The organism is Spirillospora sp. NPDC127506 (genome assembly GCF_040302145.1).
GTDB lineage: Bacteria > Actinomycetota > Actinomycetes > Streptosporangiales > Streptosporangiaceae > Spirillospora.
In genome coordinates this window covers 24,455-49,787 of the sequence record NZ_JBEORG010000027.1, presented here as the reverse complement: position 1 = coordinate 49,787, position 25,333 = coordinate 24,455, and the positions used below count along the sequence as shown (strand labels likewise).

At 74.0% G+C, this 25,333-nt stretch carries 25 protein-coding genes; 6 read left to right on the top strand and 19 right to left on the bottom strand.

Annotated elements, in window-relative coordinates; genetic code table 11:
• The first annotated feature begins 45 nt into the window (after positions 1 to 45).
• Both ABTW95_RS24010 and ABTW95_RS24005 read left to right on the top strand, forming a co-directional pair.
• Positions 46 to 1,269 (top strand): acyl-CoA dehydrogenase family protein, encoded by a 1,224-nt coding sequence (locus tag ABTW95_RS24010; RefSeq protein ID WP_396448485.1) that lies wholly within the window; start codon positions 46 to 48, stop codon positions 1,267 to 1,269.
• On the top strand, positions 1,266 to 1,928 hold the full coding sequence (locus ABTW95_RS24005) for a TetR/AcrR family transcriptional regulator (protein ID WP_396448486.1): 663 nt from the start codon (positions 1,266 to 1,268) through the stop codon (positions 1,926 to 1,928). Before ABTW95_RS24010 ends, ABTW95_RS24005 begins: the two co-directional genes overlap by 4 nt.
• On the opposite strand, the gene ABTW95_RS24000 is transcribed toward ABTW95_RS24005, so the two are convergent.
• Positions 1,925 to 2,962, bottom strand: coding sequence for an ROK family transcriptional regulator (locus ABTW95_RS24000; RefSeq protein WP_396448487.1), 1,038 nt, complete (start codon positions 2,960 to 2,962; stop codon positions 1,925 to 1,927). The two genes, ABTW95_RS24005 and ABTW95_RS24000, sit on opposite strands and share 4 nt — an antisense overlap.
• 73 nt (positions 2,963 to 3,035) lie before the next feature.
• On the opposite strand from ABTW95_RS24000, the gene ABTW95_RS23995 reads away from it, so the two are divergent.
• Positions 3,036 to 4,211: an MFS transporter gene (locus tag ABTW95_RS23995; protein ID WP_396448488.1), complete on the top strand. Its 1,176-nt coding sequence runs from the start codon at positions 3,036 to 3,038 to the stop codon at positions 4,209 to 4,211.
• Between the two features lie 92 nt (positions 4,212 to 4,303).
• Here the strand turns inward: ABTW95_RS23995 and ABTW95_RS23990 are convergent, their stop codons facing one another.
• The 9 genes from ABTW95_RS23990 to ABTW95_RS23950 form a co-directional block, all read right to left on the bottom strand.
• Positions 4,304 to 4,507 (bottom strand): cold-shock protein, encoded by a 204-nt coding sequence (locus ABTW95_RS23990; protein ID WP_067468803.1) that lies wholly within the window; start codon positions 4,505 to 4,507, stop codon positions 4,304 to 4,306.
• Between the two features lie 187 nt (positions 4,508 to 4,694).
• Entirely contained in the window at positions 4,695 to 5,960 is a 1,266-nt protein-coding gene (kynU, locus tag ABTW95_RS23985; RefSeq protein ID WP_396448490.1) for a kynureninase, read from the bottom strand.
• Entirely contained in the window at positions 5,957 to 7,012 is a 1,056-nt protein-coding gene (locus ABTW95_RS23980; protein WP_396448491.1) for an amidohydrolase family protein, read from the bottom strand. The genes kynU and ABTW95_RS23980 overlap by 4 nt, the downstream gene beginning before the upstream one ends.
• 1 nt (position 7,013) lies before the next feature.
• Complete coding sequence (locus ABTW95_RS23975) at positions 7,014 to 7,586, bottom strand: 3-hydroxyanthranilate 3,4-dioxygenase (RefSeq protein ID WP_396448492.1); 573 nt, start codon at positions 7,584 to 7,586, stop codon at positions 7,014 to 7,016.
• Complete coding sequence (locus ABTW95_RS23970; protein WP_396448493.1) at positions 7,583 to 8,017, bottom strand: RidA family protein; 435 nt, start codon at positions 8,015 to 8,017, stop codon at positions 7,583 to 7,585. The genes ABTW95_RS23975 and ABTW95_RS23970 overlap by 4 nt, the downstream gene beginning before the upstream one ends.
• Complete coding sequence (locus ABTW95_RS23965) at positions 8,017 to 8,760, bottom strand: 2-keto-4-pentenoate hydratase (RefSeq protein WP_396448494.1); 744 nt, start codon at positions 8,758 to 8,760, stop codon at positions 8,017 to 8,019. Before ABTW95_RS23965 ends, ABTW95_RS23970 begins: the two co-directional genes overlap by 1 nt.
• The gene (locus ABTW95_RS23960; RefSeq protein ID WP_396448495.1) at positions 8,760 to 9,545 is read right to left on the bottom strand and encodes a 2-keto-4-pentenoate hydratase; all 786 of its coding nucleotides are present in this window, start codon (positions 9,543 to 9,545) and stop codon (positions 8,760 to 8,762) included. Before ABTW95_RS23960 ends, ABTW95_RS23965 begins: the two co-directional genes overlap by 1 nt.
• 10 nt (positions 9,546 to 9,555) lie before the next feature.
• Positions 9,556 to 10,992 carry a 2-hydroxymuconic semialdehyde dehydrogenase gene (locus tag ABTW95_RS23955; protein WP_500227437.1) on the bottom strand — a complete coding sequence of 479 codons (1,437 nt, stop codon included), beginning with the start codon at positions 10,990 to 10,992 and terminating at the stop codon, positions 9,556 to 9,558.
• A gap of 251 nt (positions 10,993 to 11,243) precedes the next feature.
• Complete coding sequence (locus tag ABTW95_RS23950) at positions 11,244 to 12,110, bottom strand: alpha/beta hydrolase (RefSeq protein ID WP_396448497.1); 867 nt, start codon at positions 12,108 to 12,110, stop codon at positions 11,244 to 11,246.
• A 210-nt stretch (positions 12,111 to 12,320) separates the two neighbouring features.
• Between ABTW95_RS23950 and ABTW95_RS23945 the strand changes: the two genes are divergently transcribed.
• Complete coding sequence (locus ABTW95_RS23945) at positions 12,321 to 13,154, top strand: alpha/beta fold hydrolase (protein ID WP_500227436.1); 834 nt, start codon at positions 12,321 to 12,323, stop codon at positions 13,152 to 13,154.
• Positions 13,155 to 13,212: 58 nt separating this feature from the next.
• Here the strand turns inward: ABTW95_RS23945 and ABTW95_RS23940 are convergent, their stop codons facing one another.
• From ABTW95_RS23940 to ABTW95_RS23930, 3 genes are all read right to left on the bottom strand, one after another.
• Complete coding sequence (locus tag ABTW95_RS23940) at positions 13,213 to 15,549, bottom strand: penicillin acylase family protein (RefSeq protein ID WP_500227435.1); 2,337 nt, start codon at positions 15,547 to 15,549, stop codon at positions 13,213 to 13,215.
• A 61-nt stretch (positions 15,550 to 15,610) separates the two neighbouring features.
• Complete coding sequence (locus ABTW95_RS23935) at positions 15,611 to 16,054, bottom strand: NUDIX hydrolase (protein ID WP_500227434.1); 444 nt, start codon at positions 16,052 to 16,054, stop codon at positions 15,611 to 15,613.
• Complete coding sequence (locus ABTW95_RS23930) at positions 16,051 to 16,248, bottom strand: hypothetical protein (RefSeq protein ID WP_396454487.1); 198 nt, start codon at positions 16,246 to 16,248, stop codon at positions 16,051 to 16,053. The genes ABTW95_RS23935 and ABTW95_RS23930 overlap by 4 nt, the downstream gene beginning before the upstream one ends.
• Positions 16,249 to 16,430: 182 nt before the next feature.
• On the opposite strand from ABTW95_RS23930, the gene ABTW95_RS23925 reads away from it, so the two are divergent.
• Both ABTW95_RS23925 and ABTW95_RS23920 read left to right on the top strand, forming a co-directional pair.
• A complete protein-coding gene (locus ABTW95_RS23925; protein WP_396449424.1) occupies positions 16,431 to 17,267 on the top strand; it encodes a DUF4253 domain-containing protein in 837 nt (278 codons plus the stop codon).
• Positions 17,268 to 17,316: 49 nt separating this feature from the next.
• A complete protein-coding gene (locus ABTW95_RS23920; RefSeq protein WP_396449425.1) occupies positions 17,317 to 18,459 on the top strand; it encodes a VldE C-terminal domain-containing protein in 1,143 nt (380 codons plus the stop codon).
• Positions 18,460 to 18,487: 28 nt separating this feature from the next.
• On the opposite strand, the gene ABTW95_RS23915 is transcribed toward ABTW95_RS23920, so the two are convergent.
• The 6 genes from ABTW95_RS23915 to ABTW95_RS23890 form a co-directional block, all read right to left on the bottom strand.
• A complete protein-coding gene (locus tag ABTW95_RS23915) occupies positions 18,488 to 20,473 on the bottom strand; it encodes an ATP-binding SpoIIE family protein phosphatase (protein ID WP_396449426.1) in 1,986 nt (661 codons plus the stop codon).
• Positions 20,474 to 20,565: 92 nt separating this feature from the next.
• Positions 20,566 to 21,339 carry an SDR family oxidoreductase gene (locus tag ABTW95_RS23910; protein WP_396449427.1) on the bottom strand — a complete coding sequence of 258 codons (774 nt, stop codon included), beginning with the start codon at positions 21,337 to 21,339 and terminating at the stop codon, positions 20,566 to 20,568.
• An 82-nt stretch (positions 21,340 to 21,421) separates the two neighbouring features.
• Positions 21,422 to 22,282 (bottom strand): spermidine synthase, encoded by an 861-nt coding sequence (locus ABTW95_RS23905; RefSeq protein ID WP_396449428.1) that lies wholly within the window; start codon positions 22,280 to 22,282, stop codon positions 21,422 to 21,424.
• A 43-nt stretch (positions 22,283 to 22,325) separates the two neighbouring features.
• Positions 22,326 to 23,345, bottom strand: coding sequence for an ABC transporter ATP-binding protein (locus ABTW95_RS23900; protein ID WP_396449429.1), 1,020 nt, complete (start codon positions 23,343 to 23,345; stop codon positions 22,326 to 22,328).
• The gene (locus ABTW95_RS23895) at positions 23,329 to 24,351 is read right to left on the bottom strand and encodes an ABC transporter ATP-binding protein (RefSeq protein WP_500227433.1); all 1,023 of its coding nucleotides are present in this window, start codon (positions 24,349 to 24,351) and stop codon (positions 23,329 to 23,331) included. The genes ABTW95_RS23900 and ABTW95_RS23895 overlap by 17 nt, the downstream gene beginning before the upstream one ends.
• A 4-nt stretch (positions 24,352 to 24,355) precedes the next feature.
• Positions 24,356 to 25,330 carry an ABC transporter permease gene (locus ABTW95_RS23890; protein WP_396449431.1) on the bottom strand — a complete coding sequence of 325 codons (975 nt, stop codon included), beginning with the start codon at positions 25,328 to 25,330 and terminating at the stop codon, positions 24,356 to 24,358.
• Positions 25,331 to 25,333: the final 3 nt, after the last annotated feature.

Genomic DNA, 25,333 nt, shown 5'->3' with positions numbered 1-25,333 from the left:
GGGACTCCCTCCCGAAGTAACTGACTCGTCAGTTACTCTAGCGGAATGGACTTCGGTTTGAGCGAGCGGGCCCGGGAGTACCTCGGGCGGCTCCAGGAATTCATGGACTCCCACGTCTACCCGGCCGAGCCGGTCTACGCGGCCCAGCGGGCGGAGCTGCGCGCGGCCGGCCGCGAGCACCACGTCCCGCAGGTCGTCGAGGAGCTCAAGGTCGAGGCCCGCAAGCGCGGCCTGTGGAACCTGTTCCTCCCCGACAGCGACGATCCGGCGCACGGCCTGTCGGTCACCGACTACGCCCCCCTCGCCGAGCTGACGGGACGCTCCCCGAGCCTCGCGCCGGAGGCGACCAACTGCGCGGCGCCCGACACCGGGAACATGGAGGTCCTGCACCTGTTCGGCACGCCCGAGCAGAAGGAGAAGTGGCTGCGCCCGCTGCTGAACGGCGAGATCCGCAGCGCCTTCGCGATGACGGAGCCGGACGTCGCCAGCTCCGACGCCACCAACATCTCCACCCGCATCGAGCGGGACGGCGACCACTACGTGATCAACGGCCGCAAGTGGTGGACCAGCGGCTCCGCCGACCCGCGCTGCAAGATCATGATCGTGATGGGCAAGACCGACCCGGACGGGCACCCCTACCGGCAGCAGTCGATGGTCCTGGTGCCGCTGGACGCGCCCGGCGTGGAGGTCGTCCGGTCGCTGCCCGTCTTCGGCTACCAGGACCAGCACGGCCACTGCGAGATCACCTTCACCGACGTCCGCGTCCCGGTGGAGAACCTCGTCGGCGAGGAGGGCGGCGGCTTCGCGATCGCGCAGGCGCGGCTCGGCCCCGGCCGCATCCACCACTGCATGCGCGCGATCGGGATGGCCGAGCGGGCGCTGGAGCTGATGTGCGAGCGCGCGGTGTCGCGCGTGGCGTTCGGCGGCCCGCTGGCCAAGCAGGGCGTCGTCCGCCAGCAGATCGCCGAGTCGCGGATGGCGATCGAGCAGGCCCGGCTGCTCACCCTGAAGGCCGCCTGGATGATCGACCAGCACGGCGTGCAGGCGGCCCGGTCCGAGGTCGCGGCGATCAAGGTGGTCGCGCCGCGCGTCGCGCTGGAGGTCGTCGACCGGGCGATCCAGGTGCACGGCGGCGCCGGGGTCAGCGCCGACACCCCGCTCGCCGCGATGTGGGCGGGCCTGCGCACGCTGCGCCTCGCCGACGGGCCGGACGAGGTGCACGTGCGCTCGGTGGCCCGCGCCGAGCTGGGCAAGTACCTCGGCACATGACGAGTGACACGGGGGAGGCGGGCGTGCGGCGGCGGATGCCGTACGCCCGGCGGCGCGAGCAGCTGCTGCAGGTCGCGCTGGAGGAGTTCGGCCGCCGCGGCTACCACCTGACGCAGATGGAGCACGTGGCCGCGGCGGCGCGGGTGTCCAAGGCGCTGCTCTACCAGCACTTCGCGTCCAAGGAGGAGCTGTTCGCCGAGGTCACCGAGGCGATCGTCGCCGAGCTCACCGCACGGCTGAACGAGGCGGTGCTCGCCGCGCACGGCTCGGCGGACGGCATCCGGGCGATGATCCGGGTGCTGTTCGACTACGCCACCGCGGAGCCGGACGCGTGGGCGGTGGTCGTCCGGCACCTGGACAAGCCGGAGGTGGGCCTGGAGCTGCGGGAGCTGCGCGACCGGCTCGGCACCGCGTTCGCCGACCTGCTGCTGCGCCGCCGCCGCGCCGACCCGGCGCTGTCCCCGGCCGCGCTGGAGGTCAACGAGCGGCGCGCCCGGCTGCTCGTCCCGCTGATGTACGGGTCGATGCTGTCGATGGTGTCGTGGTGGCTGGAGCACCCCGACACCCCGCGCGAGCGCGCCGAGCAGATGGCGGTGGAGTTCATCTGGCTCGGCCTCGACCGCCTCCGCACGGGCGAGCGCCTGCCCAAGGACTCCTAGCCGGAGAAGGACTCGTAGCCGAACACGTCGTCGCGGACGAGGTCGAGGGCGGTCAGCACGGCGCCGCGCAGCACCGCGTCGCCCTCGACGCGGCTCGCCCGCACCTCGGCCGCGGCCGGGCTGAGCGGGCCGAGCCGGTCCGCGACCAGCCCGGCGAGCCGGTCGCCGCCCGCGCGGCCGAGCGCGCCGCCGAGCACGACGAGCCCGGGGTCGAGCACGGCGACGAGCACGAACACCGCCTCGGCGATCCGCGCGGCGACCGTCTCACTGCCGAGGCCGGCCACGGCGGCCGCGTCCAGCAACCGGCAGAAGTCGGCGCCGCCGAACTTCAGCAGCCCCACCTCGCCGGCGCCGCCGGACGCGCCGCGCCGCAGCCGCCCGTCCAGGACGAGCGCGCCGCCGACGCCGTCGTCCAGCCACAGCAGCGCGAAGTCGTCGCTGCCCGCCGCGGCGCCCTCCCGGTGCTCGGCGATGGCGCCGAGGTTGACCTCGTTCTCCAGCCGCACCCGCGTGCCGAGCGCGTCCCGGAGCGCCGCGCCGAGGTCGGGCCGCCCGCCGGGGACGCCGCTGCCGGTCACCGCTCCGGTGCGCGGGTCGACGAGCCCGGGGGTGCCGAGCACGACGGTGTGCAGGGCGCGGCCGCCGGCGGCCTCGCCGACCGCCCCGGCGACGAGCGCGGCCAGGTCAGGGTCCGGCGGCAGCGGGCGCGACGCGCTCCCGGTCTCGCCGCCGGCGAGGTCGGCGACGGCGACGTGGACGGCGTCGCGGCGCAGGTCGACGCCGGCGACGTGGGCGCGCCCGGAGACCAGGCCGTAGAGCCGGGCGTTCGGGCCCCGCCGGTCGCTGCCGGTCTCCCCCACGATCTCGATCAGCCCGCCCGCGCGCAGCCGCTCGAGCAGGTCGGACACCGTCGGCCGGGACAGCCCGGTCAGCGCGCGCAGCTGCGGCGCGGTCAGCGGGCCGCGTTCGAGCAGCAGGTCGAGCGCGAGCCGGTCGTTGATCGCGCGGGCCATCGTCGGGTCGGCGGTCTTCACGGCCCACATATTAGTCAGGGAGCCTGCCTTATCCACTTTTCATCAGGAAGCCTGCCTGTTAGTTTCTACGCCCATGAACCCTCACCACCGCGCCATCGGCGTGACCTTCGCCGTGCACGGCGCCGTGGCGGGCACCATCGCCACCCGCCTCCCCTGGATCCAGGACCGTCTCGGCCTCTCCCCCGGCGTCCTCGGGCTCGCCCTGCTGTGCCCGTCCGTCGGCGCGTTCGCCGCCATGCCGACCGCGAGCCGGCTCGCGCACCGGATGGGCGAGCGCCGCACCGTCCGGCTGCTGATCGCGGCGTGGTGCGCGGCGCTCGCCCTGCCCGCCCTCGCGCCCGCGCCCGGCTGGCTGTTCCCGGCGATGCTGCTGTTCGGGGCGACCGCCGGCATGTCGGACGTCGTGATGAACGCGCACGCCGTCGCGGTGGAGCGGAGCATGCGCCGCCCGATCATGTCGGGGCTGCACGGGCTGTGGTGCGTCGGCAGCCTCGCCGCCGGCGGCGCCGGGATCGCCGCCGCGCACGCCCGGGTCGACGCCCGGCTCCACCTCGGCCTGGCCGCGCTGGCGCTGCTGGCGGCGGGCGGCCTCGCCGGGCGGCGGCTGCTCGCGGACCGCCCGGCCGGCGGCGTCCCGGCGCCGCGCCGCTTCGCGCTGCCGACCCGGGCCGTCCTCGCGATCGGCGTGGTCGGGTTCTGCGGGACGTTCGCCGAGGGCGCGAGCGCCGACTGGTCCGCCGTCTACCTCACCGAGGTCGCCGACTCGGGGCCCGGCCTCGCCGCCGCCGCGTACACGATCTTCATGTCCAGCATGGCGGGGGCCCGGCTGGCGGGCGACCGGGTCGTGCACCGGTTCGGCCCGCCGGCGGTCGTCCGCTCCGGCGGCTCGGTCGCGGTGCTCGGCGGGGTCCTGGTGGTCGCCGCCCGCACGCCCTGGCTCGCCATCGCCGGCTTCGCGCTCATCGGCGTCGGGATCGCCACGGTCGTCCCGCTGGTGTTCGCGGCGGCGGCCGGCACCGGCGCGACGCCCGGCGAGGGCGTGGCGGGCGTCGCGACGATCACCTACCTGTCCGGGCTGACCGCCCCGGCCGTCACCGGCTGGACGGCGGGCGCGCTGTCCTACCCCGCCGCGTTCGCGATGATCACCTGCGTGGTCGCGGTGATGACGCTGGCGGCCGGCGCGCTGCGGCCGCGCGGCGCCGGCCGGGGCGCGCCCGTGCCCGGGACGTCCGCGAAGGCGCTGCGCTAGCGGCCCGCGAGCCGGGCGAGCGCGGCCGGCGGGGAGGCGAAAGGCCGGGGACGGCGAGCGTCCCCGGCCTGACGCGGGTGCGGACCTGTGCCTTAGAGCGGGTAGACGCCCTCGGCCTGCGGGCCCTTCTGGCCCTGCGTGATCTCGAACCCGACGCGCTGGTTCTCGTCCAGGCTGCGGTACCCGCTGGTGGTGATCGCCGAGTAGTGGACGAACACGTCGGGGCCGCCGCCGTCAGGCGCGATGAACCCGAAGCCCTTCTCGGCGTTGAACCACTTCACGGTGCCTTCGGCCATGCTGTCTTTCCTTCTGCTGTGACCTCACCGGCCCGCCGGGCGGCGGGCCGGGCTGCAAGCGGACTCATCCCACGTCCGCCGGTCACCCGGAAAAACGCTTCGAGACTGCTAGACGCCGGCCTGGCCGGGTCATCGTGCAACGCGTCCGAACCTACCCGATGCCGGACCGACTTATGCACTGACACACCTAAACAAGATCCGCCAGTGCCTCGGCGGCGCGGTGGCAGTCGTGGAACGTGCAGTACAGCGGGACGGGCGCGAGCCGCACGACGTCGGGCTCGCGTGCGTCGGCGACCACGCCGTGCGCCTCGGCGAGCCGCCGGACGAGCCCGCCCGCGTCCGCGACCCGCAGCGACAGCTGGGTGCCGCGCGCCGCGGGGTCCGCCGGGGTGATGATCTCCAGGCCGCCGAGCGGGGCGAGCCGGGACGCCAGGTAGCCGGTGAGGCGCAGGCTCTTGGCGCGCAGCGCCTCCATCCCGACCCGGTCGAAGATCTCCAGGGAGGCGAGGACGGGGGCGAGCGCCATGATGGGCGGGTTGGACAGCTGCCAGGCGTCGGCGGAGGCGGGCGGCGCGATGTCGGGGTCCATCCGGAAGCGGACCGACGGTTCGGTCCCCCACCAGCCGGACAGCCTCGGCACGGACGCGTCCCGCACGTGCCGCTCGTGGACGAAGCAGCCGGCGACCGCGCCGGGGCCGCTGTTCAGGTACTTGTAGGTGCACCAGGCGGCGAAGTCCACGTCCCAGTCGTGCAGGCGGAGCGGGACGTTCCCGGCGGCGTGCGCGAGGTCCCAGCCGACGGCGGCGCCGGCGGCGCGGCCCGCCTTGGTGATCGCGGGCATGTCCATGAGCTGGCCGGTCAGGTAGTTGACGCCGCCGAGCAGGACGAGCGCGACCGTGTCGCCCTCGCGTTCGAGGAAGCCGAGGACGTCCTCGGTGCGCAGGTTGTCCTCGCCGCGGCGGGGCCTCAGCCGCACGACGGTCTCGGCCGGGTCCAGCCCGTGGTGGACGGCCTGGCTGGCGACCGCGTACGAGTCGGACGGGAACGCCGAGTCCTCGATCACGATGCGGGTGCGGGTCCCGGCGGGCCGGTAGAAGCTCGCCATCATCAGGTGCAGGTTGACCGTCAGCGAGTTCATCGCGACGACCTCGTGCGGCCGGGCCCCGACGAGCCGGGCGAAGGGCTCGCGCAGCAGCTCGTGGTAGCCGACCCACGGGCGGCGGCCCCGCGTGTGGGCCTCGACGGCGAGCCGCGCCCAGTCGTCCAGCTCCTCGCGGATCAGTCCCGCGGCGCCGCGCGGCTGGAGGCCGAGGGAGTTGCCGGCGAAGTACGCGGCCTCCTCGTACGCACCGCCGGGCGCGGGCGGGACGAGGAACTCGCCGCGCAGCGTGGGCAGCGGGTCGGTCTCGTCGAGCCGCCGCGCCTCGTCCTCCGCTGAGGTCGCGTAGCTCACTGGGCCATTCCCTCCGTGGTCACGAGTCGTTCGCCTGCCGCGTCCGCCACCGGGTCGCCGGCGGGGGCGAAGAACGCCTCCGCGTTGCCGCCGAGCATCCGGGCGCGGTCGGCGTCGTCCAGCCCGGGGCACGCCCGGATCGCCGCGCCCGGCTCCTTCTCGCCGAGCGGGAACGGGTAGTCGGTGCCGAGCATGACGCGCCCGGCGCCCATGACGTCCACGAGCAGCCGGAGGGCGCGCGGGTCGAACACGGCGGAGTCGACGTGGAACCGGTCGGTGTACTCCGACGGCGGGCGCGGCGAGTCGGCGCGGACGATGTCGCGGCGGTGCCAGGCGTTGTCGGCGCGGCCGAGCAGGAACGCGAAGGAGCCGCCGCCGTGGCAGAAGCACAGCCGCAGCGACTCCGGGATGCGCTCGAACGCACCCGACAGCATCAGCCCGAGGATGCTGAGCTGGGTCTCGGCGGGCATCCCCGACAGCCAGGGCAGCATGTGCCCGCGCATCCGGTCGGCGCCGAGCATGTCCCAGGGGTGCGCCAGCACGGGCAGGCCGAGCGTCGCGCAGTGCGCGAGGAACGCGGTGATGCCGTCGTCGTGGAGGTCGCGGTCGCCGACGTGGTTGCCGATGTGGACGCCGCGGTGCCCGGCCGCCTTCGCCCGCGTCGCGATGTCGCGGGCGAGCTCCGGGTCCTGGAGGGGGACCTGGCAGAGCGGCAGGAGCCGGCCGGGGGCGTGCGCGCAGAACGCGAGGATGCGCTCGTTGACCAGCTCGCACCACTCGGCGGCGCGGGACGGCTCGGCCGCGTACCCGAACATGAGCGGGGTGGACGAGACGGCCTGGACGTCCACGCCCGCCGCGTCCATGTCGGCGATGCGGCGCTCGGGGTCCCAGAGCGCCTCGCCGACCGGCCGGTACTCGTCGTCGCCGCACATCATCATGCCGCTGCCGCCGCCGTCGACGCGGAGCCAGGGCTGCCCCTCGTCGGCGAGGACGCGGCCCTCGGCGCGGCTGATCCGCGGGAAGACGTGGGCGTGGACGTCGATGACCGCCATGTCAGACCCGGGGCGCCGTGGTCGGGGTCATGGTCTGCGGCCACGTCTTGCCGGGGTGGACGGCCCCGCAGTTGGGGCACTTGCGGTCGCCGCCGTAGAAGGCCTCGAAGGCGGGCGGCAGGTCGTCGACGATCGAGCGGACCTGGAGCTCGGCGCGGTGGACGAGGTGGTGGCACTCGGTGCAGTACCACTCGAACGCCTCCTTGAGCCCCTCCGGCCGCGGGATCTCCACGACGAGGCCGATCGAGCCGGCCTCGGGCCGCTGCGGCGAGTGCCGGACGTGCGGCGGCAGCAGGAAGACGTCCCCCTCGTTGATCTGCAGGTCCGTCGGCGGGCGGCCCTCCTCCTCCATGACGCGCAGCACCATGTTGCCCTTGAGCTGGTAGAAGAACTCCTCGGTGGGGTCGTCGTGGAAGTCGGTGCGCTGGTTGGGGCCGCCGACCACCATGATGATCAGCCCGGCGTCGTCGAACACCTGGACGTTGCCGACCGGCGGTTTGAGCAGGTCGCGGTGCTCGTCGATCCAGGACTCGAAGTTGAACGGCCGTCCGTACGACAGCTGCGGGAGGGTCATGATCCGGCCTCCTTGCCGTTGCGGGGAATGTGGGCGACGCACGAGATCTCGATGAGCAGGTGCGGGTGCGGGAGCTGGTGGACGGCGACGGTCGTGCGGGCGGGGCCGGTCTCGTCGAAGTACTCGCCGTAGACCTCGTTGTAGCCGCCGAAGTCGTTCATGTTCACCAGGTAGGCGGTGATGTTCACGATGTCGCGCAGGTCCCCGCCGGCGGCCCCGAGCAGGTCGCGGACGTTCTCGATGACGGCGCGGGTCTGCGCGCGGATGTCGAGGTCGGTGACGCCCATGGGGTCGGCGCTCGCCCCGACGAACGTCCCGTCCGGGCGGCGGGAGCTCGTCCCGGACACGAACACGAAGTCGCCGGCCCGCTTCAGGTGCGGGAACCGCCCCCGCGGCCTGGCCTTGCCGTCCACGAGGAACGCGTCGCCCATCACGTCGTCACCTCCACGGCGCCGAGGCCCGCTCCGGTGACGCGGACGTGCGCGTCCTTCGGCAGCGGGACTGCGGCCGTCGCCGCGCCGGCGAGGACGATCCAGCCGGGTTCCAGCGTCATCCCGGCGCCGAGCGCGAGCCGCGCCGCCGCCCGCAGCGACCGCGCCGGGTCGCCGAGGATCGCGGCGGACGAGCCCGTCTGCACCGGACGCCCGTCGATCTCCAGCAGCAGCCCGACGTTCGGCAGGTCGCGCGGCGCGTGCCAGGCCCCGTACCCGAACCGCGCCGCGGACGCGTTGTCGGCGATCACGTCGGGGAGGGTGAACTCGAAGTCCCGGTAGCGGGAGTCGAGCACCTCGAACCCGACCGCGACGCCCGCCACGGCCGACTCCACCTCGGCGGCCGAGCGGACCTCGCGTCCGATCAGGTAGGCGATCTCCGGCTCGATGCGCGGGTGGATGAGGCGCGACAGGTCGACGGACGTCTCGGCGAGCATCCCGTCGGTGAGCAGGCCCCAGATGACGTCGTCCACGCCCATCTGCACCATCTTGGCGCGGCTGGTGAACCCCATCTTCACCCCGGCGAGGCGCTCGCCCCGCTGCCGCCGGCGCTCGATCCCCGCCCGCTGCACCGCGTAGGCGGCGGGCACGTCGAACGGCGTCTTGTCCGTCAGCTTCGGGATCGCGCGGACGTCCCGGGCGGCCTCGTCCAGCTCCGCCGCGAGCGCGTGCACGTCCACCATCAGCCCTCCTCCTTGCCGAAGGCGACGCGGACGTCGCCGAGCCCGTCGATGCGGGCCTCGAACACGTCGCCGGGCGCGGCCGGGACGACCGGGCCGAGCGCGCCGGTCAGCACGGTGTCCCCGGCGCGCAGCGGGCGGCCGACGCGGACCAGCGTGTCGGCGAGCCACAGCGCGGCGTTCAGCGGATGGCCGAGGCAGGCGGCGCCGTTGCCGGTGGAGACCTGCTCGCCGCGCCGCTCCATGACCATCCCGCAGAGGCGCAGGTCGGCGTCCTTGAGGAGGACGGGGCGGTTGCCGAGCGCGTACATGCCGGAGGAGGCGTTGTCGGCGACGGTGTCGGCGAGCGTGATGTCCCAGTCGCGGACGCGGCTGCCGACCACCTCGATCGCTGGCAGCGCGAACGCGGTCGCGCGGATGACGTCGGCCGCGGTGTGCCGCTCGTGGGTCAGGTCGCGGTCGAGGACGAGCGCGACCTCGGCCTCGGCGCGCGGCTGCAGGACCGCGCCGGCGGGGATCTCCTCGCCGTCCGGGACGGCCATGTCGGCGAACAGCATGCCGAAGTCGGGGCTGTCCACGCCGATCTGCCGCTGGACGGCCTTCGAGGTCAGGCCGATCTTGCGTCCGGCGAGGCGGCGGCCCTCGCCGAGCCACCGCTCGGTGAGCCGGTCCTGGACGGCGTAGGCGTCGTCCGCCGTCGTGATCAGGTCGCGGACGGGCGCGCAGGGCGTGCCGCTGGCGTAGGCGCCGAGGAGCCGCTCGGCGGCCCGGTCGATGTTCGTCGTCACTGGCTCGCTCTCAGATCTGGATGCAGACGTTGACGGGTTCGGAGAAGAAGTCCAAGGAGTACTCTCCCCCTTCCCTTCCGATCCCGGACGCCTTGACACCGCCGAACGGGGTCCGCAGGTCGCGCAGGTTCCAGCAGTTCACCCAGACGATGCCGGTCTCGATGCGGGGCGCCACCCGGTGGGCGCGCGACAGGCTCGTCGTCCAGATCGTGGAGGCGAGGCCGTAGGGGCTGTCGTTGGCGAGGCGCAGGGCCTCGTCCTCGGTGTCGAAGGGGGCGACGTGGCAGACCGGCCCGAAGATCTCCTCCCGCACCGTGCGGGCGGACTCGGGGAGGCCGGTGAGCACGGTGGGCTCGACGTAGAAGCCGCCGTCCCGTTCGTCGCCGAAGGCCGGGGCGCCGCCGCCGGTGACGACCGTGGCGCCCTCCTCCCTGGCGAGCCGGTAGTACGACAGGACCTTGTCGCGGTGCTCGGCGGAGATCATCGGCCCGTAGTCCTCGAGCTCCCTCACCCGTCCGGCCAGCTTCCCGACGAACTCGTCGAAGACCGGCCGTTCGACGTAGACGCGCTCGGTGCACAGGCAGATCTGCCCCGAATGGGTGAAGGAAGACCGCACCGTGCCGTCCACGGCCGCGTCGAGGTCGGCGTCGGCGAAGACGAGGGCGGGGTTCTTGCCGCCCAGCTCGAACGACACGGGCGTCACGTGCTCGGCGGCGTTCCGCATGATCGCCGCGCCGGTGGCCGACTCCCCGGTGAAGGCGATCGCGTCCACGCCCGGGTGCCCGGTGAGGAACTCGCCGGCCGCGCCGGCCCCGTGCCCGTGCACCAGGTTGAACACGCCCTCCGGCAGCCCGGCCTCGTCGATGACCCGGGCGAGGAGCGTGGCGGTGGACGGCGTCTCCTCCGACGGCTTGAGGACGACGGTGTTCCCGCACGCGAGCGCCGGGGCGATCTTCCAGGTGGACAGCAGCAGCGGCAGGTTCCACGGCGAGATGACCGCCACGACGCCGAGCGGCCGCCGCACCGTGTAGTTGAGCGCCTGCCCGGTGCCCGTGCTCCACCCCGGGACCTGGGTCGTGTAGGCGCGTTCGGGACGTCCATACAGCAGGTCGGCGTAGGCGCGGAAGTTGCCGGCCGCACGCGGGACGTCGACGGTCTCGGCGAACGCCCTGGGCCTGCCGGTGTCGGCGACCTCGGCCGCGACGAACTCCTCGAACCTGGCCTGGACGCCGTCCGCGACGCGCCGCAGCGCGGCCGCCCGCTCCTCGGCGCTCGCCGTCCCCCACGGGCCCTTGAGGGCGGCCCGCGCGGCCGACACGGCGTCGTCCACGACCCCCCGCGTGGCCTCGGGGACGGCCCCCAGCTCGGCGCCGTTCACGGGGTCGATCAGCGGGAACGTCCGCCCGTCCGAGCGGAAGACGCCGCCGACGTAGTGCTCAGCCTTCATCCGTTCCTCCCGCTCAGCTCGACACCTCCGATCCTCCGCCCGCGAGCTATGCCTGACAAATACCAATTGACCAGTGAGCTATCACGAACCCGTGATAGTGAGGCGGCATGCGGGCGATCGGCCTCCTCAACGGGCGGCTGAAGCAACGGCACCTGGAGGCGGTCCGCCGCCGGGTCGGCGTGACGCCGCCCGCTCCCCGGTCCCGTCCGCCCGCCTCATGCTCGACCGCCTCGAACGCGAGGCGGCCGCGCTCACCGCCTGATCAGGCGCATCAACTCGGCGCTCACCGGCGACCGCGGGTCGGCGAGTTCGAGCACGACATCGAAATGGTCGCGGTCCGGCACGATCATCAGCTCCCCGGCGCCCCACTGCGGCTGGAACGACTTCGACTGCTCCAGGAACCCGTCCCCGTCGTGCTCTCCGGCCACGAACACCGCGGGACACCGGTAGTCGGCGTCCAGCAGAGCAGGGCTCAGCGCCGCGGCCCGCTCCAGATCGAGCTTCACGTACTCGTTGACATAGATTCGCGTGATCGGCCGGATGTCGAACAAACCGCTGAACGGCATCGCGGCCTTGACGACGTCCCGCGGAAGCCCCAGGCCGTCCTGCCAGCCGCCGACCATCGTCATGCCGGTCAGATGCCCGCCCGCCGAGCTGCCGCCCACCACGATCCGCTCGGGATCCAGGCCGAAATCACGTCCGTGCCGGTACACCCACGCCACAGCGGCCCGCACCTGCCGGACGATCTCCTCCAGCGTCGCCTCCGGCGCCAGCGTGTAGTCGGGCACCACGGTCGCGACGCCCTGCTCGTCCAGGGCCCGCGCCATGAAGGACGAAACGTCCCGCGAAAGCGCCATCCAGTAGCCGCCGTGCAGGAAGACGAACACGGGCCGGAGCCCGCCGCCGGTGCCCCACACATCGAGCCGCTCCCCGCTGGCCTCGTCGTAGACGATCCCCGGATGGCCGGCCAGCCCGTCCACGGCCTGCTCCGACATCTCCCGGTACCGCTCCATGTGCCGCGCGAACAGCTCCGGGCCCGCCTTCCGCCGCACGTTGTAGGCGACGTCCAGTTCCTCGTCGCTGAGCCCGCTCCCCGGCCAGTCATGCAGATCGCTCACGCCCACACCCTCCTCCCGCCGCGCACGACCGGGCAAATACCGATTCACCCGGCGGCTATCACCACTCTGCTATCCGCTCGCACCGCCGGCGCGCGACCACCGGAACCGAGAGCACGGGCTCCGCCGCAGCGGACACGGAGGAGGAGAGTTGACAGCGTCGGCTAATCAGGTTAGCTTTTAGCTAATTCAATTAGCTACTTGGAGGTCGTCATGACCGAGTTTCTGACCGTCGACGGCGGGACTCTCGCCTATGAGGTGGCGGGGGACGGGCCGCTGATCGTCCTGGCGCACGGGATGGGCGACAGCCGTGACGCGTACCGCGGCATGATCCCGGCACTGGCGGAGGCGGGGTACCGGGTCGCCGCCGTCGACCTGCGCGGCTGCGGCGAGTCCAGCGTCGACTGGCCCGAGTGGAGCCGCACCGCCGTCGCCGGCGACCTGCTCGCCTTGATCCGCCACCTGGGCGGCCCGGCCGTGCTCGTCGGCCACTCGTTCTCGGGCGGCGCCGCCACCATCGCCGCGGCGAAGGAGCCCTCGCTGGTCAGCGCCGTGGTCGAGCTGGCGCCGTTCACCCGCAAGCAGTCGGTCAGCCTCGGCGGCCTCCTGAAGGTGCAGCGCTACCGGCGCGGCATGCTGCGGCTGCTCGGCACCGCGATGTCCGGCAGCGTGCGGCTCTGGCGCTCCTACCTCGACGTCGCCTACCCCGGCGCCAAGCCGGCTCACTGGGACGAGCGGATCGGCCGCATCGACTCCCTGATGCGCGAGCCGGGCCGGATGAAGGCCATGCAGGGCATGGGCAAGAGCGCCCCGGCCGACGCCGGCGAACAGCTCGGCAACGTCCGCTGCCCGGTCCTGGTCGTGGAGGGCTCACTCGACCCCGACTGGGCCGACCCGCGCGCCGAGGGCGCCGCGATCGTCGACGCCCTGCCGTCCGGCCGCCTGGAGATGATCGAAGGGGCCGGGCACTACCCGCACGACCAGTTCCCCGACCAGGTCGTGGCCCTGATTCTGGACTTCCTCCGCTCGGACGCCGCCCGCGCCTAGGGCCGGACTGGACGCGCGCGGCCGGCGTCCAGGGCCTCGATCCTGCTCCTCGGCCGGGTCACTTCCCCGTGAGGGTGACCACCTTCAGGCCCGGGGCCTTGTCGATCTCGCTGGAGCAGAAGCGTTCGGTGACCCACTGCTTCTTAGAGAAGAGGCGGGTCTGGTCGGCGTAGTGCGGGGACGTCGGGTCGGCCGACTGGGAGTAGGTCAGGAGGGTCCGGGTGTCGGGGCAGGCATCGCCGTCGAAGGAGACGACCTGGACGTAGCTGGACCCCGTGGTCACCTCCGTGTAGCCCTTGCCGGGCGTCCAGGGAGCCTCGATCTTGTTGAGGACGCCGAGGTCCTCGGTGCCTCCGCCGAGCGGGATCTTCTCGCCGTTGCGCGTGACGTACTGGTGGTCGCCGAGAGGCGCGTCGAGCGGGATGTTCGACTTCCGCAGTTCGTCGACCGCGTCGATCAGGGCCTTGCGGGCGGCCCAGGAGCCGGTGTTGAAGTCGCGCGGCGTGTCGACCGGGTCGGACGCATCGAACGGCGTCTTCCACAGGTCCCATGCGGAGAGCGCCTTGCGCCAGTACCGGTCGAAGAGGAGAGCGCCCCTGCTGTCGGCGTCCGCCGTCCTGTCCCACTCGGCGAGAACGTCGCACGGCTCTCCGAGGCGCATGTCGCGGCACATCTTCACGGTCCCCGCCGCGGCCAGTTCACCCGCCTGGTCGCGGTTCGCGAAGACGAGGTCCTGCATGTCGGCGCGAGTGAACCTGCCCTTGGCGAGCTGGTCCTGGACCGAGACGATGCCGCTCCGGGTGCGGAGGCTGCGGGCGGTCTTCTCATCGCCGATGATGCGGTCGAACCCGGTCAGCGGCTTCTCCGGGTTCGACAGCCAGTAGCTGTCGTTGGAGTTGGTGACGTAGTCGCCCCGGTGCAGCACCGGGTACCGGTCGGGGTCGAGGATGCCCGGCTGGACGGTCCCGGGGGCCTTCCCAGGGGCGCAGGACGACCGGGTGCCGTCCAGGATGGCGAGGCCCGCCTGCCGGAACGTGATGTGCCCGAGGAGGCTGTTGCAGCGGTCCGCGAACGCGTTCGTGACGTTGGGCAGCACTTGGATCTGGGCGAACAGCGCCTTCCCGCGCGAGTCGGCCGCGATGGTGTTGACCCACGGGAGGCCCTGGGTCTGCTTCAGCGCGTGCAGGGCGTCGTCGGTGGTGCGGGCCTTGTCCAGGGCGAGCGAGGTGTTGACCAGGCGCAGGTTGGTCGAGTTCGGGTCGGTGATCGCGTAGGCGTTCCACGTCGTCCACGGGAGCCCGATGGACGAGACGGACGTGACGATCGGGCCGTAGCGGCTGCGCCATTGGGTCTTCGTGACCGGCTTGAGCGAACCGTCCGGCTGCTTGACCTGCACGGTGACCCGCCGCTGGGTCATCTTCTCGATCTTGCCGTCCACGAAGTAGGACGTCGGGTCGCCCGGCACGAGGCGGAGCTCCGTCAGGCTGAACGGGACGCCGGTCGCGACGGTGTGGCTCCACGCGAACGTCGAGGTGTGGCCGATGTTGACCGACGGCGACCCGAGCAGTGCGGCGCCGCTCACGTCCAGTTCGCCGGGGATCGTCTGCTGCATCTGCCAGAAGCGCCGCCCGTTGTGCCACGGATAGTGCGGGTTGCCGAGCAGCAGGCCGCGCCCGTTCGCGGTGGCGTCCGCGCCCACCGCGATGGCGTTGCTGCCCATGCCGGTGTCCGCCAGCAGCTTGGTGGCGTCCCGCGCGGCCTTCTCCAGGGGCTGGGCCCCGGGCTGCGCGCCGCCCGGGGGCGCCGCCTCGGTGATCTGGTCGGTGACCATCCCGGAGCCGCCGAGCATGGCGAGGGCGTAGGCGCGGCGGTGGACGTCCATCTCGGTGAGGGGCCGCAGCCACGCGGCCCCCTTGCACGCCGGGTCGGTGATCCGGCCTTCGCGCAGGAAGCGGTTGTAGCCGGCCACCCAGCCGCGGCTGAGCTCGCGCACCTCGCGGGTCGGGCCGTAGGGGGCGGGCGCGGCCGCCAGCCTTTCGACGATCCCGCTGTCGTTGATCGCGGTGAAGAAGACGTCGCTGGCCAGGTTGGTGGACGCCGACGACAGCGACCCGTCCGGCGCGGCGTCCGGCCCGAAGTACTTGGAGCGTTCCCCGCTGAGGGTGACCACGCCCTGCGCGAGCAGGCAGATGCCGTCCTTCGCCGCCGCGTAGCCGGTGCCGTAGCCGAGGCTCGCGTAGTCCCGCGCGGTGATGTGCGGGATGCCGTACTCGGTATAGCGGATGGTCGCCGACATGCCGCCCTCGCCGACCGCGGCCGCGGACGAGGGCACGGGGGTCAGGAGGGCGGCGGCGACCACGGCGGTTCCCGCCAGGCGCAGACCGGTACGCGGCATCGAGGCTCCTTGATCACAGAAGTCCCGCAAAATTGGCACATGCCGCCGTTCCTGGCAAGACCTACGGGAGGAGTCCGGGGAGGTCGGCGGCGTAGTCCCGCAGGTAGGCGCCGAGGGTCTCGGGGATGAGGTCGATGGGCGCCAGCGCGGCGGGCGTGCACGGCACGATGTCCACGTCGTAGCGGCCGTTCGAAGGGTCGTCGAACTCGGGGCCGTGCCGCCGCGACAGGTCCATCGAGACCAGGCGGCAGACGTAGAACACGTTGAGCCGGTGCAGGTCGGGGCCCTGCTCGGCGCACGCGAAGACCTGGCGGACCGGCCCCGCCACCGCGCCGAGCTCCTCGTCCAGCTCGCGGCGCAGCGCCGCCTCCGGCGACGCGTCCGAGGGCTCGATCTTGCCGCCGGGGGTCGTCCAGTAGACGGGGCGGCCGGGCCGGGTGCGGCGCAGCAGCACGAGCGCGCCGCCGTCCAGCAGCAGGGCGCGGACGGAGCGGCGGACCCTCATGCGCCCGGGTGCGCCGGGACGGCGAGGACGCGGCGGTGCCCGCCGCCGCCGGGCGGCGGGCCGACCTCGGCGAACACGGCGCCGATGTGCCCGCCGGCCGACCGCTCGGCGCCGGCGAGCGCGGGCACGGCGGTGCGAAGGGCGGCGGCCGGTTCGCGGACCGCCGCCGCGCTGCGTTCCAGTGCGCTTCTCATGTCACCTCACCGACGACCGTAGGCGACCGCGGGGCGCCGCGCAGCCGGGCCGGCGCCCGGGACGGGGGTGCAGCCCGCCGCACCTTGCGTCCCGGGACGGCCGAACCGCGCAGCCGGTCCCCCTGGCGGCCTCTCCGCCGTTACGATCGCCACTGGCATGCTCTGTACCGGAACGGCGTGAAATGGATGATGTGGAGGTCCGGCACCTGCCGGGCGATCTGCCGCAGCTGTTCGACGGCGGCGTCGAGGACGCCGCCGGGCGGACGCTGTCGGTGCCGCTGCCCGACGGGGACCTGGTCTGGCCCGATCCCGGCTACCCGCAGCGGCGGCCGCTCCTGCGGCCCGCGTTCTGGCTGAGCGACGACCCGGTCCGCGGCGACCTGTGGGCCGCGCTGCGCGCCGAGCACCACCGGTCGGGGCTGTGGCCGCTGCTGATGGACGAGAGCGACCAGCCGTGGGCGGCCGGGCAGATCGCGCCGGAGCCGGTCGGCGAGATCGCCGGCTACAGCCCCCACGCGTTCATGTACGAGGTGTGGACCGACTTCGCCGAGCAGGCGTCCGACGTCGACCTGGACGACCTCGCCCCCTTCGGCCGGCACTGCCCCGGCCCCGCCCCGGCGGGCACGCCGCTCGACGACCCGGGCGCGATGGCCGACCGCTACGCCCGCGTCCTCGCGGCGCGCGGCCTGCCGCTCGGCCTGGTCGCGGTCGAGCGGGGCGCGGACGCGCTCGCCGCCGTGGGCTGGCAGGGCGCCCTCAACCACAACGAGTGGACGGCGCCGCTGTCCGCCGTCCTGCGCAGCTGGGAGGACCGGTTCGGCGCCCGCGTCATCGGGCTCGGGTTCAACACGCTGGAGCTCAGCGTCGCGGCGCCGCCCGTCACCACCCGGCACGCCGTCCACGTCGCCGCCGAGCACTGGGCGTTCTGCCCCGACATCCTGTTCCAGGGCCCGGGCACGCTCGCCGGGTACGCGGAGGAGATCCGCGGGAAGACCTACTGGTCGTTCTGGTGGGACTGACCCGCTCCCCTACGATGCGGCGGAAGGAAGGCGAGGGGATCGGGGTCGTATGCGCGGTGGACGGGCGCTCGCGGGGGGCGTGGCGGCGGCGGTCGCCGCGACTCTGGCGGCCGACGTCACCGTGCTCGCCACCCGCGCCGGCGGCGAGCCGTCCAGGCCCGGGAACCTCGTGTCGGTGGACCGGGGCGCCGCGCCGCACGCGCCGGCCGTCGCGCCGCTGACCCGCCGCTACACGCCGCACCTGCTGGTCGCCGGGACGTCGCCGCTGCCGCCGCGGGCCGTCGAGCGGGCGCGGCGGCTCAAGGGCGTCGCGGGCCTCACCGTCGTGGACGCCGCACAGGCCCGCGTCGGGGGGCGCCGGATGGGGCTGCTCGGCGTCGACCCGTCGGCGTTCCGGGCGTTCGCGCCCGAGGCGGCCGCCGAGTCCGACCGGCTGTGGCAGACGGTCGCGTCCGGCGGGCTGGCCGTCTCGTTCGAGCAGGGCCGGGACGGGGGGCTGCCGCTCGGCGCGGTCGTCCCGGCCGGGCGCAGCGCCGCCCCCGGCAAGGTCCGCGTCGGCGCCTACGCCTCGATGGGCATCGGCGACGTCGACGCCATCGTGTCCCGCGAGCAGGCCCGCGCGCTGGGCCTGCCGGACGGGAACGGGCTCGTCATCAGCGCCCCGAGGGCCGACGCGGCGAAGCTGGCGAGGCGGCTGCGGAAGATCCTGCCGCGCGGGACGAAGGTGGCGGCGCTCGCCCCGCCCCGCGCGCCGGGGACGTCCGCGAAGCGCCCGCCGCGCCCGCGGCTGACCGGGCGGCCGGACGGCGCGGCCGGCGACCGCACCCCCATCACCGGCAACATGATGACGCCCACGATGCGGACCGTCGTGCTGGAGATCGCGGGCATGTTCGGGCCGTTCCCGGTCATCGGCTGCTTCCGCGCCACCGGCGACCCGCAGGACCACGGCGACGGCCGCGCCTGCGACTTCATGGAGAGCACCGGCGGGCGGATGCCGAGCGCCGGCGCGCAGCGGCACGGCGACCAGGTGGCCCGCTACGCGGTCGCGAACGCTCGGCGGCTCGGCATCTCGTACGTGATCTGGCGGCAGCACATCTGGAACGTGCGGGGCGGCGGCTGGCGGCCGATGGCGGACCGCGGCGGCCTCACCCAGAACCACTACGACCACGTGCACATCTCGGTGCTGCGCTGAGCCGCGGCGGCGGGCGGGCGCACGGGCGTCAGGGCAGTTCCTGCTCGCACCAGACGACCTTGCCGCCGGCGGTGCGGCGCACGCCCCAGCGGCGCGCCAGCCGCCCCACGACGTGCAGGCCGCGGCCCGACTCCAGCATGTCGTCCTCGTCGTGGAGGCGGATGCGGGGAGCCCCGTCGGAGGAGTCGAAGACCTCGCAGACCAGGCCGCCCTCCCGCACCAGCCGCAGCTTGACCCGCCCGCCCGCGTGCCGGATCGCGTTGGTGACCAGCTCCGACACCAGCAGCATCGTGGAGTGGGTCAGCTCGTCGAGGCCCCAGCGGGCGAGCCGGTCGCGGACGAGGCCGCGGGCGCGGCGGACGGCGGCGGGCTCGGCGGGCAGCTCCCAGGAGGCGTGGTGGTCGGCCGGGATGCGCGAGAGCCGCGCCACCAGCATCGCGATGTCGTCGCGGTGCTGGTCGTCGTAGACGCCGTCGAGCGCCGCCTGGCACAGGTCGTCCAGCGGGCGGGCGGCCGCGCCCGGCCCGAACGTCGCGAGCAGCCGGGCCAGCCCGTCGTCGATGTCGCGGGCCCGGTTCTCCACCAGGCCGTCGGTGTAGAGGAACAGGAGCGTGCCGTCCTCGACGGTGAACTCGCGGGTGGTGATGGGGCGGTCGCCGCCGACGCCGAGCGGCGGCGCGGGCGGCACCGGCAGGTACTCCGAGTCGGCGCCCGGCGGGGCGAGCAGCGGCGGCAGGTGCCCCGCGCTCGCGACCTCGCACCGCCCGGTGACCGCGTCGTAGACGACGTAGGCGCAGGTGGCGAAGTGCGGCTCGCGCTCGCCGAGCGTCGCCATCAGCGCGTCGAGCCGCTCCAGGGCCTCGGCGGGCGGCAGTTCGAGGCCGGCGAGCGTGTGGATGGCGGTGCGCAGCCGCCCCATCGTGACGGCGGCCTTCACGCCGTGCCCGGCGACGTCCCCCACCACGAGCGCGACGCGGGCGCCGGGCAGCGCGATCGACTCGTACCAGTCGCCGCCGACCTCGATGCGGCGGCTGCCCGGCAGGTAGCGGTGGTTCACCTCGACCGTCGACGGCGCCGACAGCCCGGTCGGCAGCAGGCTGCGCTGCAGGGTGAGGGCGGTGGCGCGCTCCCGCGAGTACTGGCGCGCGCTCTCCACGAAGATGGACGCCCGGTTGGCGAACTCCATGCCGATCTCGACGTCGTAGGCGTCGAACGGCCGGTGCGCGGCGTTGCGGGTGCAGACGAAGAACCCGAGCACACCCGCCGACGACACGATCGGCAGGAGCAGCATCGACGCGCCCTTGAGCAGGTCGGCGACCGGCGGGCGGCGCCACGCGCTCGCGAGCTTCGCCGCGCCCTCGCCGCCGAGGGTGCGCAGCACCGGCTCGCCCGACTCCAGGCACAGCGCGTGCGGCGTGCCCGGCGGGTAGACGAGGGACTCGCCGGTCGGGAACGTCGCGTCCCAGATCGGGTCCTCGTCGTCGAACCCGATCGCCATCCGGCGCAGCTGCGGGCCGTCCGGGCCCTCCGGCGGCTCGTCGGCGTCGATGTGGCTCTCGGCGAGCAGCAGCGCGCCGGAGTTGCAGAAGTGCGGGACGAGCGCGTCCATCAGGCCGCGGGCCAGCAGCTCCAGGTCGAGCGTGGACCCTATGCGCGGCAGCGAGTCGTCCAGCAGGGCGCGGCGGATGACGGCCGGGTCGACGAACCGGTCGGCGAGCGGCACCGGCACCCGGATGACGGCGAGCGCCGCGAGGTCGGGCCCGCCGCCCGCCGCCCCGTTCAGGCCGCCGCTCATCGGGTGCACGGTCACGACCGCGTCCAGGGTCCCGCTCGCCGGCGTGTCCACGGCGAGCATGGCGGTGCGCTCCCGCCCGGCCTTCAGCGCCTCCAGCAGCGGCTCCCGCGCGCCCGAGATCACTTCGTCCAGGTAGGCGCCCAGCAGATCGTCCGCATTCGGGGAGAGAACTGCGGCGGCGTTGCGGTCGAACTGCAGAATCCTCCCCGACGAATCCATGCCGAGAATAAGAATTCGGGTGGACGACTCCATCGCTCGATTATGGGACATGGAGCGGCCCGATGAGGCCGATACGGGCGGGGAAGCCGCCGTCAGCGGCGCCCGTGGGTCTCCTCCAGATACTGGCGCCAGGTGCGCTTGCCCACCGCGTGGTCGGGGGCGAGGTGGTGGCCCTCCCGGAACCCCCGCCCGGCCTTCCCCGGCAGCGGCAGCGGCACCCGGACGGGACGCCGCAGGCCGCGCACCTCCAGGTAGTCGCGCAGCATGTCCTCGGCGGTGAGCACCTCCGGGCCGCCCATGTCGTCCACGCGCCGCGCGGGACCGGCGGCGAGCGCCAGCTGGGCGAGCCGCTCCGCGACCTCCCCGACGTCGATCGGCTGGTCGCGCAGCGCCTTCGGCACCGCCGCCACGCCGGGGACCTTCGTGAGCACGTTGAAGACCATGTCCGGCAGCGTGTGGAACTGCGTCGTCCGCAGAATCGAATATGGCAGCCCGGAGTCCTCGATGAGCCGCTCCACCGCGTACTTGGTCCGGTAGTAGCTGTAGGGGATCTTGTCGACGCCGACGATCGAGATGTAGATCAGGTGCGGGGCGCCCTGCCCGCGCGCGGCCTCCACGAGCCGCCGGGCGGCGGGCAGGTCCCGCTTGGCGTGGAACGGGTCGCTGGCGCAGTGCACGATCGTCTCCGCTCCCGCGCACGCCGCGTCGACGCCCTCGCCGGTGTACAGGTCGCCCTTGTGCCAGGTCATGCCCGGCTCGGGGTCCCTGTCGCGGCGGCTCAGCCCGTGCACGTCCGCGCCGGCCTCCCGCAGGCGCCGTACGAGGGGGCTGCCCAGCGTGCCTGTGGCCCCGGTTACGAGAATCATCGGTTCCTCCTTGATGTGTGGGAAGCGTCCGGAAGCCGGACGGAACGAGCGCCCGGAACGCGGCGGCGCACCCGCGCCGCCGTCAGGACGACCCGAAGACCTGGGGCGGGGGGACGGGTGTGACGATCTCTTCCCCGTCGTGCAGCGGCGCGGCCCCGGCGCAGAACGCGGCGAGGTCGCCGCCGTCCACGACCCGGGCCCGGACGATGCCGCCCGCGGCGCGGCGGGTCAGCTCGGCGACCGGCAGCGGCCGCTGCGACGCGGCCACGATCAGGTTGCCGAACCGGCGGCCCCGCAGCACCCCCGGATCGCCCATCAGCACCGTGTGCCGGAACACCGACCGGATCGTGGCGGTCACCCGGCGCGCGAACGGCAGCCGGAACCCGTCGGCGACGTTGGCGAGGTAGACGCCGCGGGGGCGCAGCACCCGGGCGGCGTCCAGGACGAACTCGCGGGTGGCCAGCTCGGGCGGCATGGACGCCTCGGCGAACGCGTCCATCACGACCAGGTCGTCGGCGTCGTCGGCGAGCGCCGCGATGCCGCTGCGCCCGTCGGCGATGCGGATCCGCAGGCCGGGGACGCCCTTGACCGGCAGCCGCTCGCGGACGAGCTGCACCAGCTGCGCGTCCGGCTCCAGCACGATCTGCCGCGACCCCGGCCGGGTCGCGGCGATGTAGCGGGGCAGCGTGCAGCCCGCACCGCCGATGTGGACGGCGTCGAACGCCTCGCCCTCCGCGCCCGCGCAGTCGACCACGTCGCCGATCAGCCGCATGTACTCGAAGTCGAGGTAGGTGGGGTCGGACAGGTCCACGTAGGACTGCGGCACACCGCCGACGAGCAGCATCCAGCCGCCGTCCCGGTCGGCGTCGCGCAGCAGCTCCGCCTCCCCGCCGGCGATCTCGTAGGTGCGCGGCGGGGAACCGTGCCGGCGCTTGCGTCCCATGCCCCCACCCTACGGACCCCTCCCCCGGGCCGCCGCGCGGGCGTCAGGTTCGCTCGGTGAGGGCGGGCTCGGCCGCGAAATGGCACGCACTGGGGTGGGCCGACCCCTCACGCTCCTCCAGGGCCGGGACCTCGTCCGCGCAGATCTCCCGCGCCTTCCAGCAGCGGGTGCGGAACCGGCACCCGGACGGCGGGTCCAGCGGCGACGGCGGCTCGCCCTCCAGCCGGATCTGCCCCGCCCAGCCGGGCGCGTCCGGGTCGGGCACCGGGACGGCCGACAGCAGCGCCTGCGTGTACGGGTGCGTCGGATGCTCGTAGATCTGGGTCTCGTCCCCGGTCTCGACGACCTTGCCCAGGTACATGACGGCGACGCGGTCGGAGATGTGCCGGACCGCGGCCAGGTCGTGCGCGATGAACACGTACGCCAGGCCGAGCTCGCGCTGCAGCTCGGCGAGCAGGTTCATCACCTGCGCCTGCACGGACACGTCCAGCGCCGACACCGGCTCGTCGCACACGACCACGTCGGGGCGCAGCGCGAGGGCGCGGGCGATCCCGACGCGCTGGCGCTGCCCGCCGGAGAACTGGTGCGGGTACCGGCTGACGTGGTCGGGGTCGAGGCCGACGAGTTCCAGCAGCTCCTGGACGCGCCTGCGCCGATCGCCCTTCGGCGCCGCGTCCCGGTGGACCGCGAACGGCTCGCCGACGATGTCGCCGACCGTCATGCGCGGGTCGAGCGAGGAGTACGGGTCCTGCATCACCAGCTGGATGCGCCGGCGCAGGGCCCGCAGCTCGGCCTTCGGCAGCGCGAAGACGTCGCGGCCGCCGAAGCGGACCGTCCCGGCGGTGGGGCGTTCGGCGGCGAGCAGCAGCTTCGCCAGCGTCGACTTCCCGCATCCGGACTCGCCGACGACGCCGAGCGTCTCACCGCGGCGCAGCTCCAGGTCGACGCCGTCCACGGCCTTGACGTACCCGACCGGCCGCTTGACCACCACGCCGCGGGTGACGGGGTAGTGCTTGACGAGGCCCTCCACCTGGAGGATCGGCGCCTCATTCGGGTCGGGCACGGTGGACCTCCTCGGCGAAGTGGCACGCGGCGTCGTGGCCGGGCGCGACGGCGGTGAGCGGCGGTTTCTCCGCCGCGCAGACCGCCTCGGCGCGGGGGCAGCGCGGCTGGAAAGGGCAGCCGGGCGGGAGCACGGCCGGGTTCGGCGGCGTCCCCTTGATCGGGACGAGCGGCGCGCCGCGCCGGTCCAGGCGCGGCACCGACGCCAGCAGCCCCCGGGTGTAGGGGTGGGCGGGGCGCGCGTACAGCTCGCGGGCGGGCGCCTGCTCGGCGACCGTCCCCGCGTACATGACGACGATCCGGTCCGCGACGCCGGCGACGACGCCGAGGTCGTGGGTGATCAGCACCATGCCCATGCGCAGCTCGTCCTGGAGCCCGGCGAGCAGCCGCATGATCTGCGCCTGGACGGTGACGTCCAGCGCGGTGGTCGGCTCGTCGGCGATGAGGACGTCCGGTTCCAGCGCGAGCGCCATCGCGATCATGATGCGCTGGCGCATCCCGCCGGAGAACTGGTGCGGGTAGTCGCCGAGCCGCTTCGCGGCGGACGGGATCCGCACCCGCTCCATCAGCTCGACGGCCCTGTCCCGGGCCTCCCTCCGGCCGAGCCCGCGGTGCACCCGGTACATCTCGCGGAGCTGGTCGCCGACGGTGAGCACCGGGTTCAGCGCGGTCAGCGCGTCCTGGAAGATCATCGAGATGCGGTCGCCGCGGTAGGCGCGGCGGCGCCGCTCGGGCAGGCCGAGCAGCTCCTCGCCGCGCAGCCGCACCGACCCGCGCTCCACTCGGGCGGGCGGCACGTCCAGGATCCCCATGACGGCCTGGGCGGCGACGCTCTTGCCCGATCCCGACTCGCCGAGGATCGCCAGCGTCTCCCCCTCGTCGAGGGTGTACGACAGGCCGTTCACCGCGTGCACGTCCCGGCCGCGCACGCGGAACCGCACGTGCAGGTCGTCGACGCGCAGCAGCGGGGGCGGCGGCGCGGGGTCGTCCTTCACATCCGTCAGCATGAGCTCACCGCAGCTTCGGGTCGAGGGCGTCGCGGGCGGCGTCGCCGAGCATCAGGAAGCTCAGCACCGTCGCCGACAGGAACACGGCGGGGAAGACCAGCAGGTGCGGGTGGTCGATGAAGGAGTCCTTCGCCTGGTTCAGCTGGAGCCCCCAGGAGACCTCCGGGTACTGCAGGCCGACGCCGAGGAAGTCCAGCGTCGCCTCCCCCACGATCACGTTGCCGACGTTGAGGGTGGCGACCACGATCACCGGGGCGATCGCGTTCGGCAGGATGTGCCGGGCCATGATCCGCCCGTCGGACGCGCCGAGCAGCCGCGCCGCCTGCACGTAGTCGGCGTCCCGGACGGCGATGACCTGCCCCCGCATGATGCGGATCATCGTCGTCCAGCCGAGCAGCACCAGGACCAGCGTCATCGCCCACACGCCGTGCGAGGGGAACGCCACCAGGATCACCGTGGCGCCGAGCACGAACGGCAGCCCGAAGAACACGTCGGTCAGCCGTGCGATGAGCGCGTCGAGGAGGCCGCCGTAGTATCCGGCGAGCAGCCCGAACACCAGCGCGATCGCCAGCGCGAACAGGGTGACCGCTACGCCGATGAGCAGCGTCGGGCGGGCGCCGTGCACGACGTGCGCGTAGTAGTCGCAGCCGGCGAGGTCGGTGCCGAACCAGTGGTCGCCGGACGGGCCGAGCTTCGCGGCGTTCGGGTCGCAGCCCTGGTTGACGTCCTTCGCGGTGAACAGCCTCGGCAGCGCCGCCATCACCGCCACGACCGCGAGGATCGCCGCCGAGCCCCAGAACACCCAGCGGCGCCGCAGGTCGCGCCACGCGTCGTGCCACAGCGACGCCCGGCCGATCTCGCCGCCCGCGGCGGCGACCGCGGCGGCGCTCGTCCCTGCGGCCCCCGTCGCGTCCCCCGGCCCGGGTCCCGGCTCGGGCTCGGCGCCCGGCGGCCCGGCGTCCGGCTCCTTGATCGTCATGCG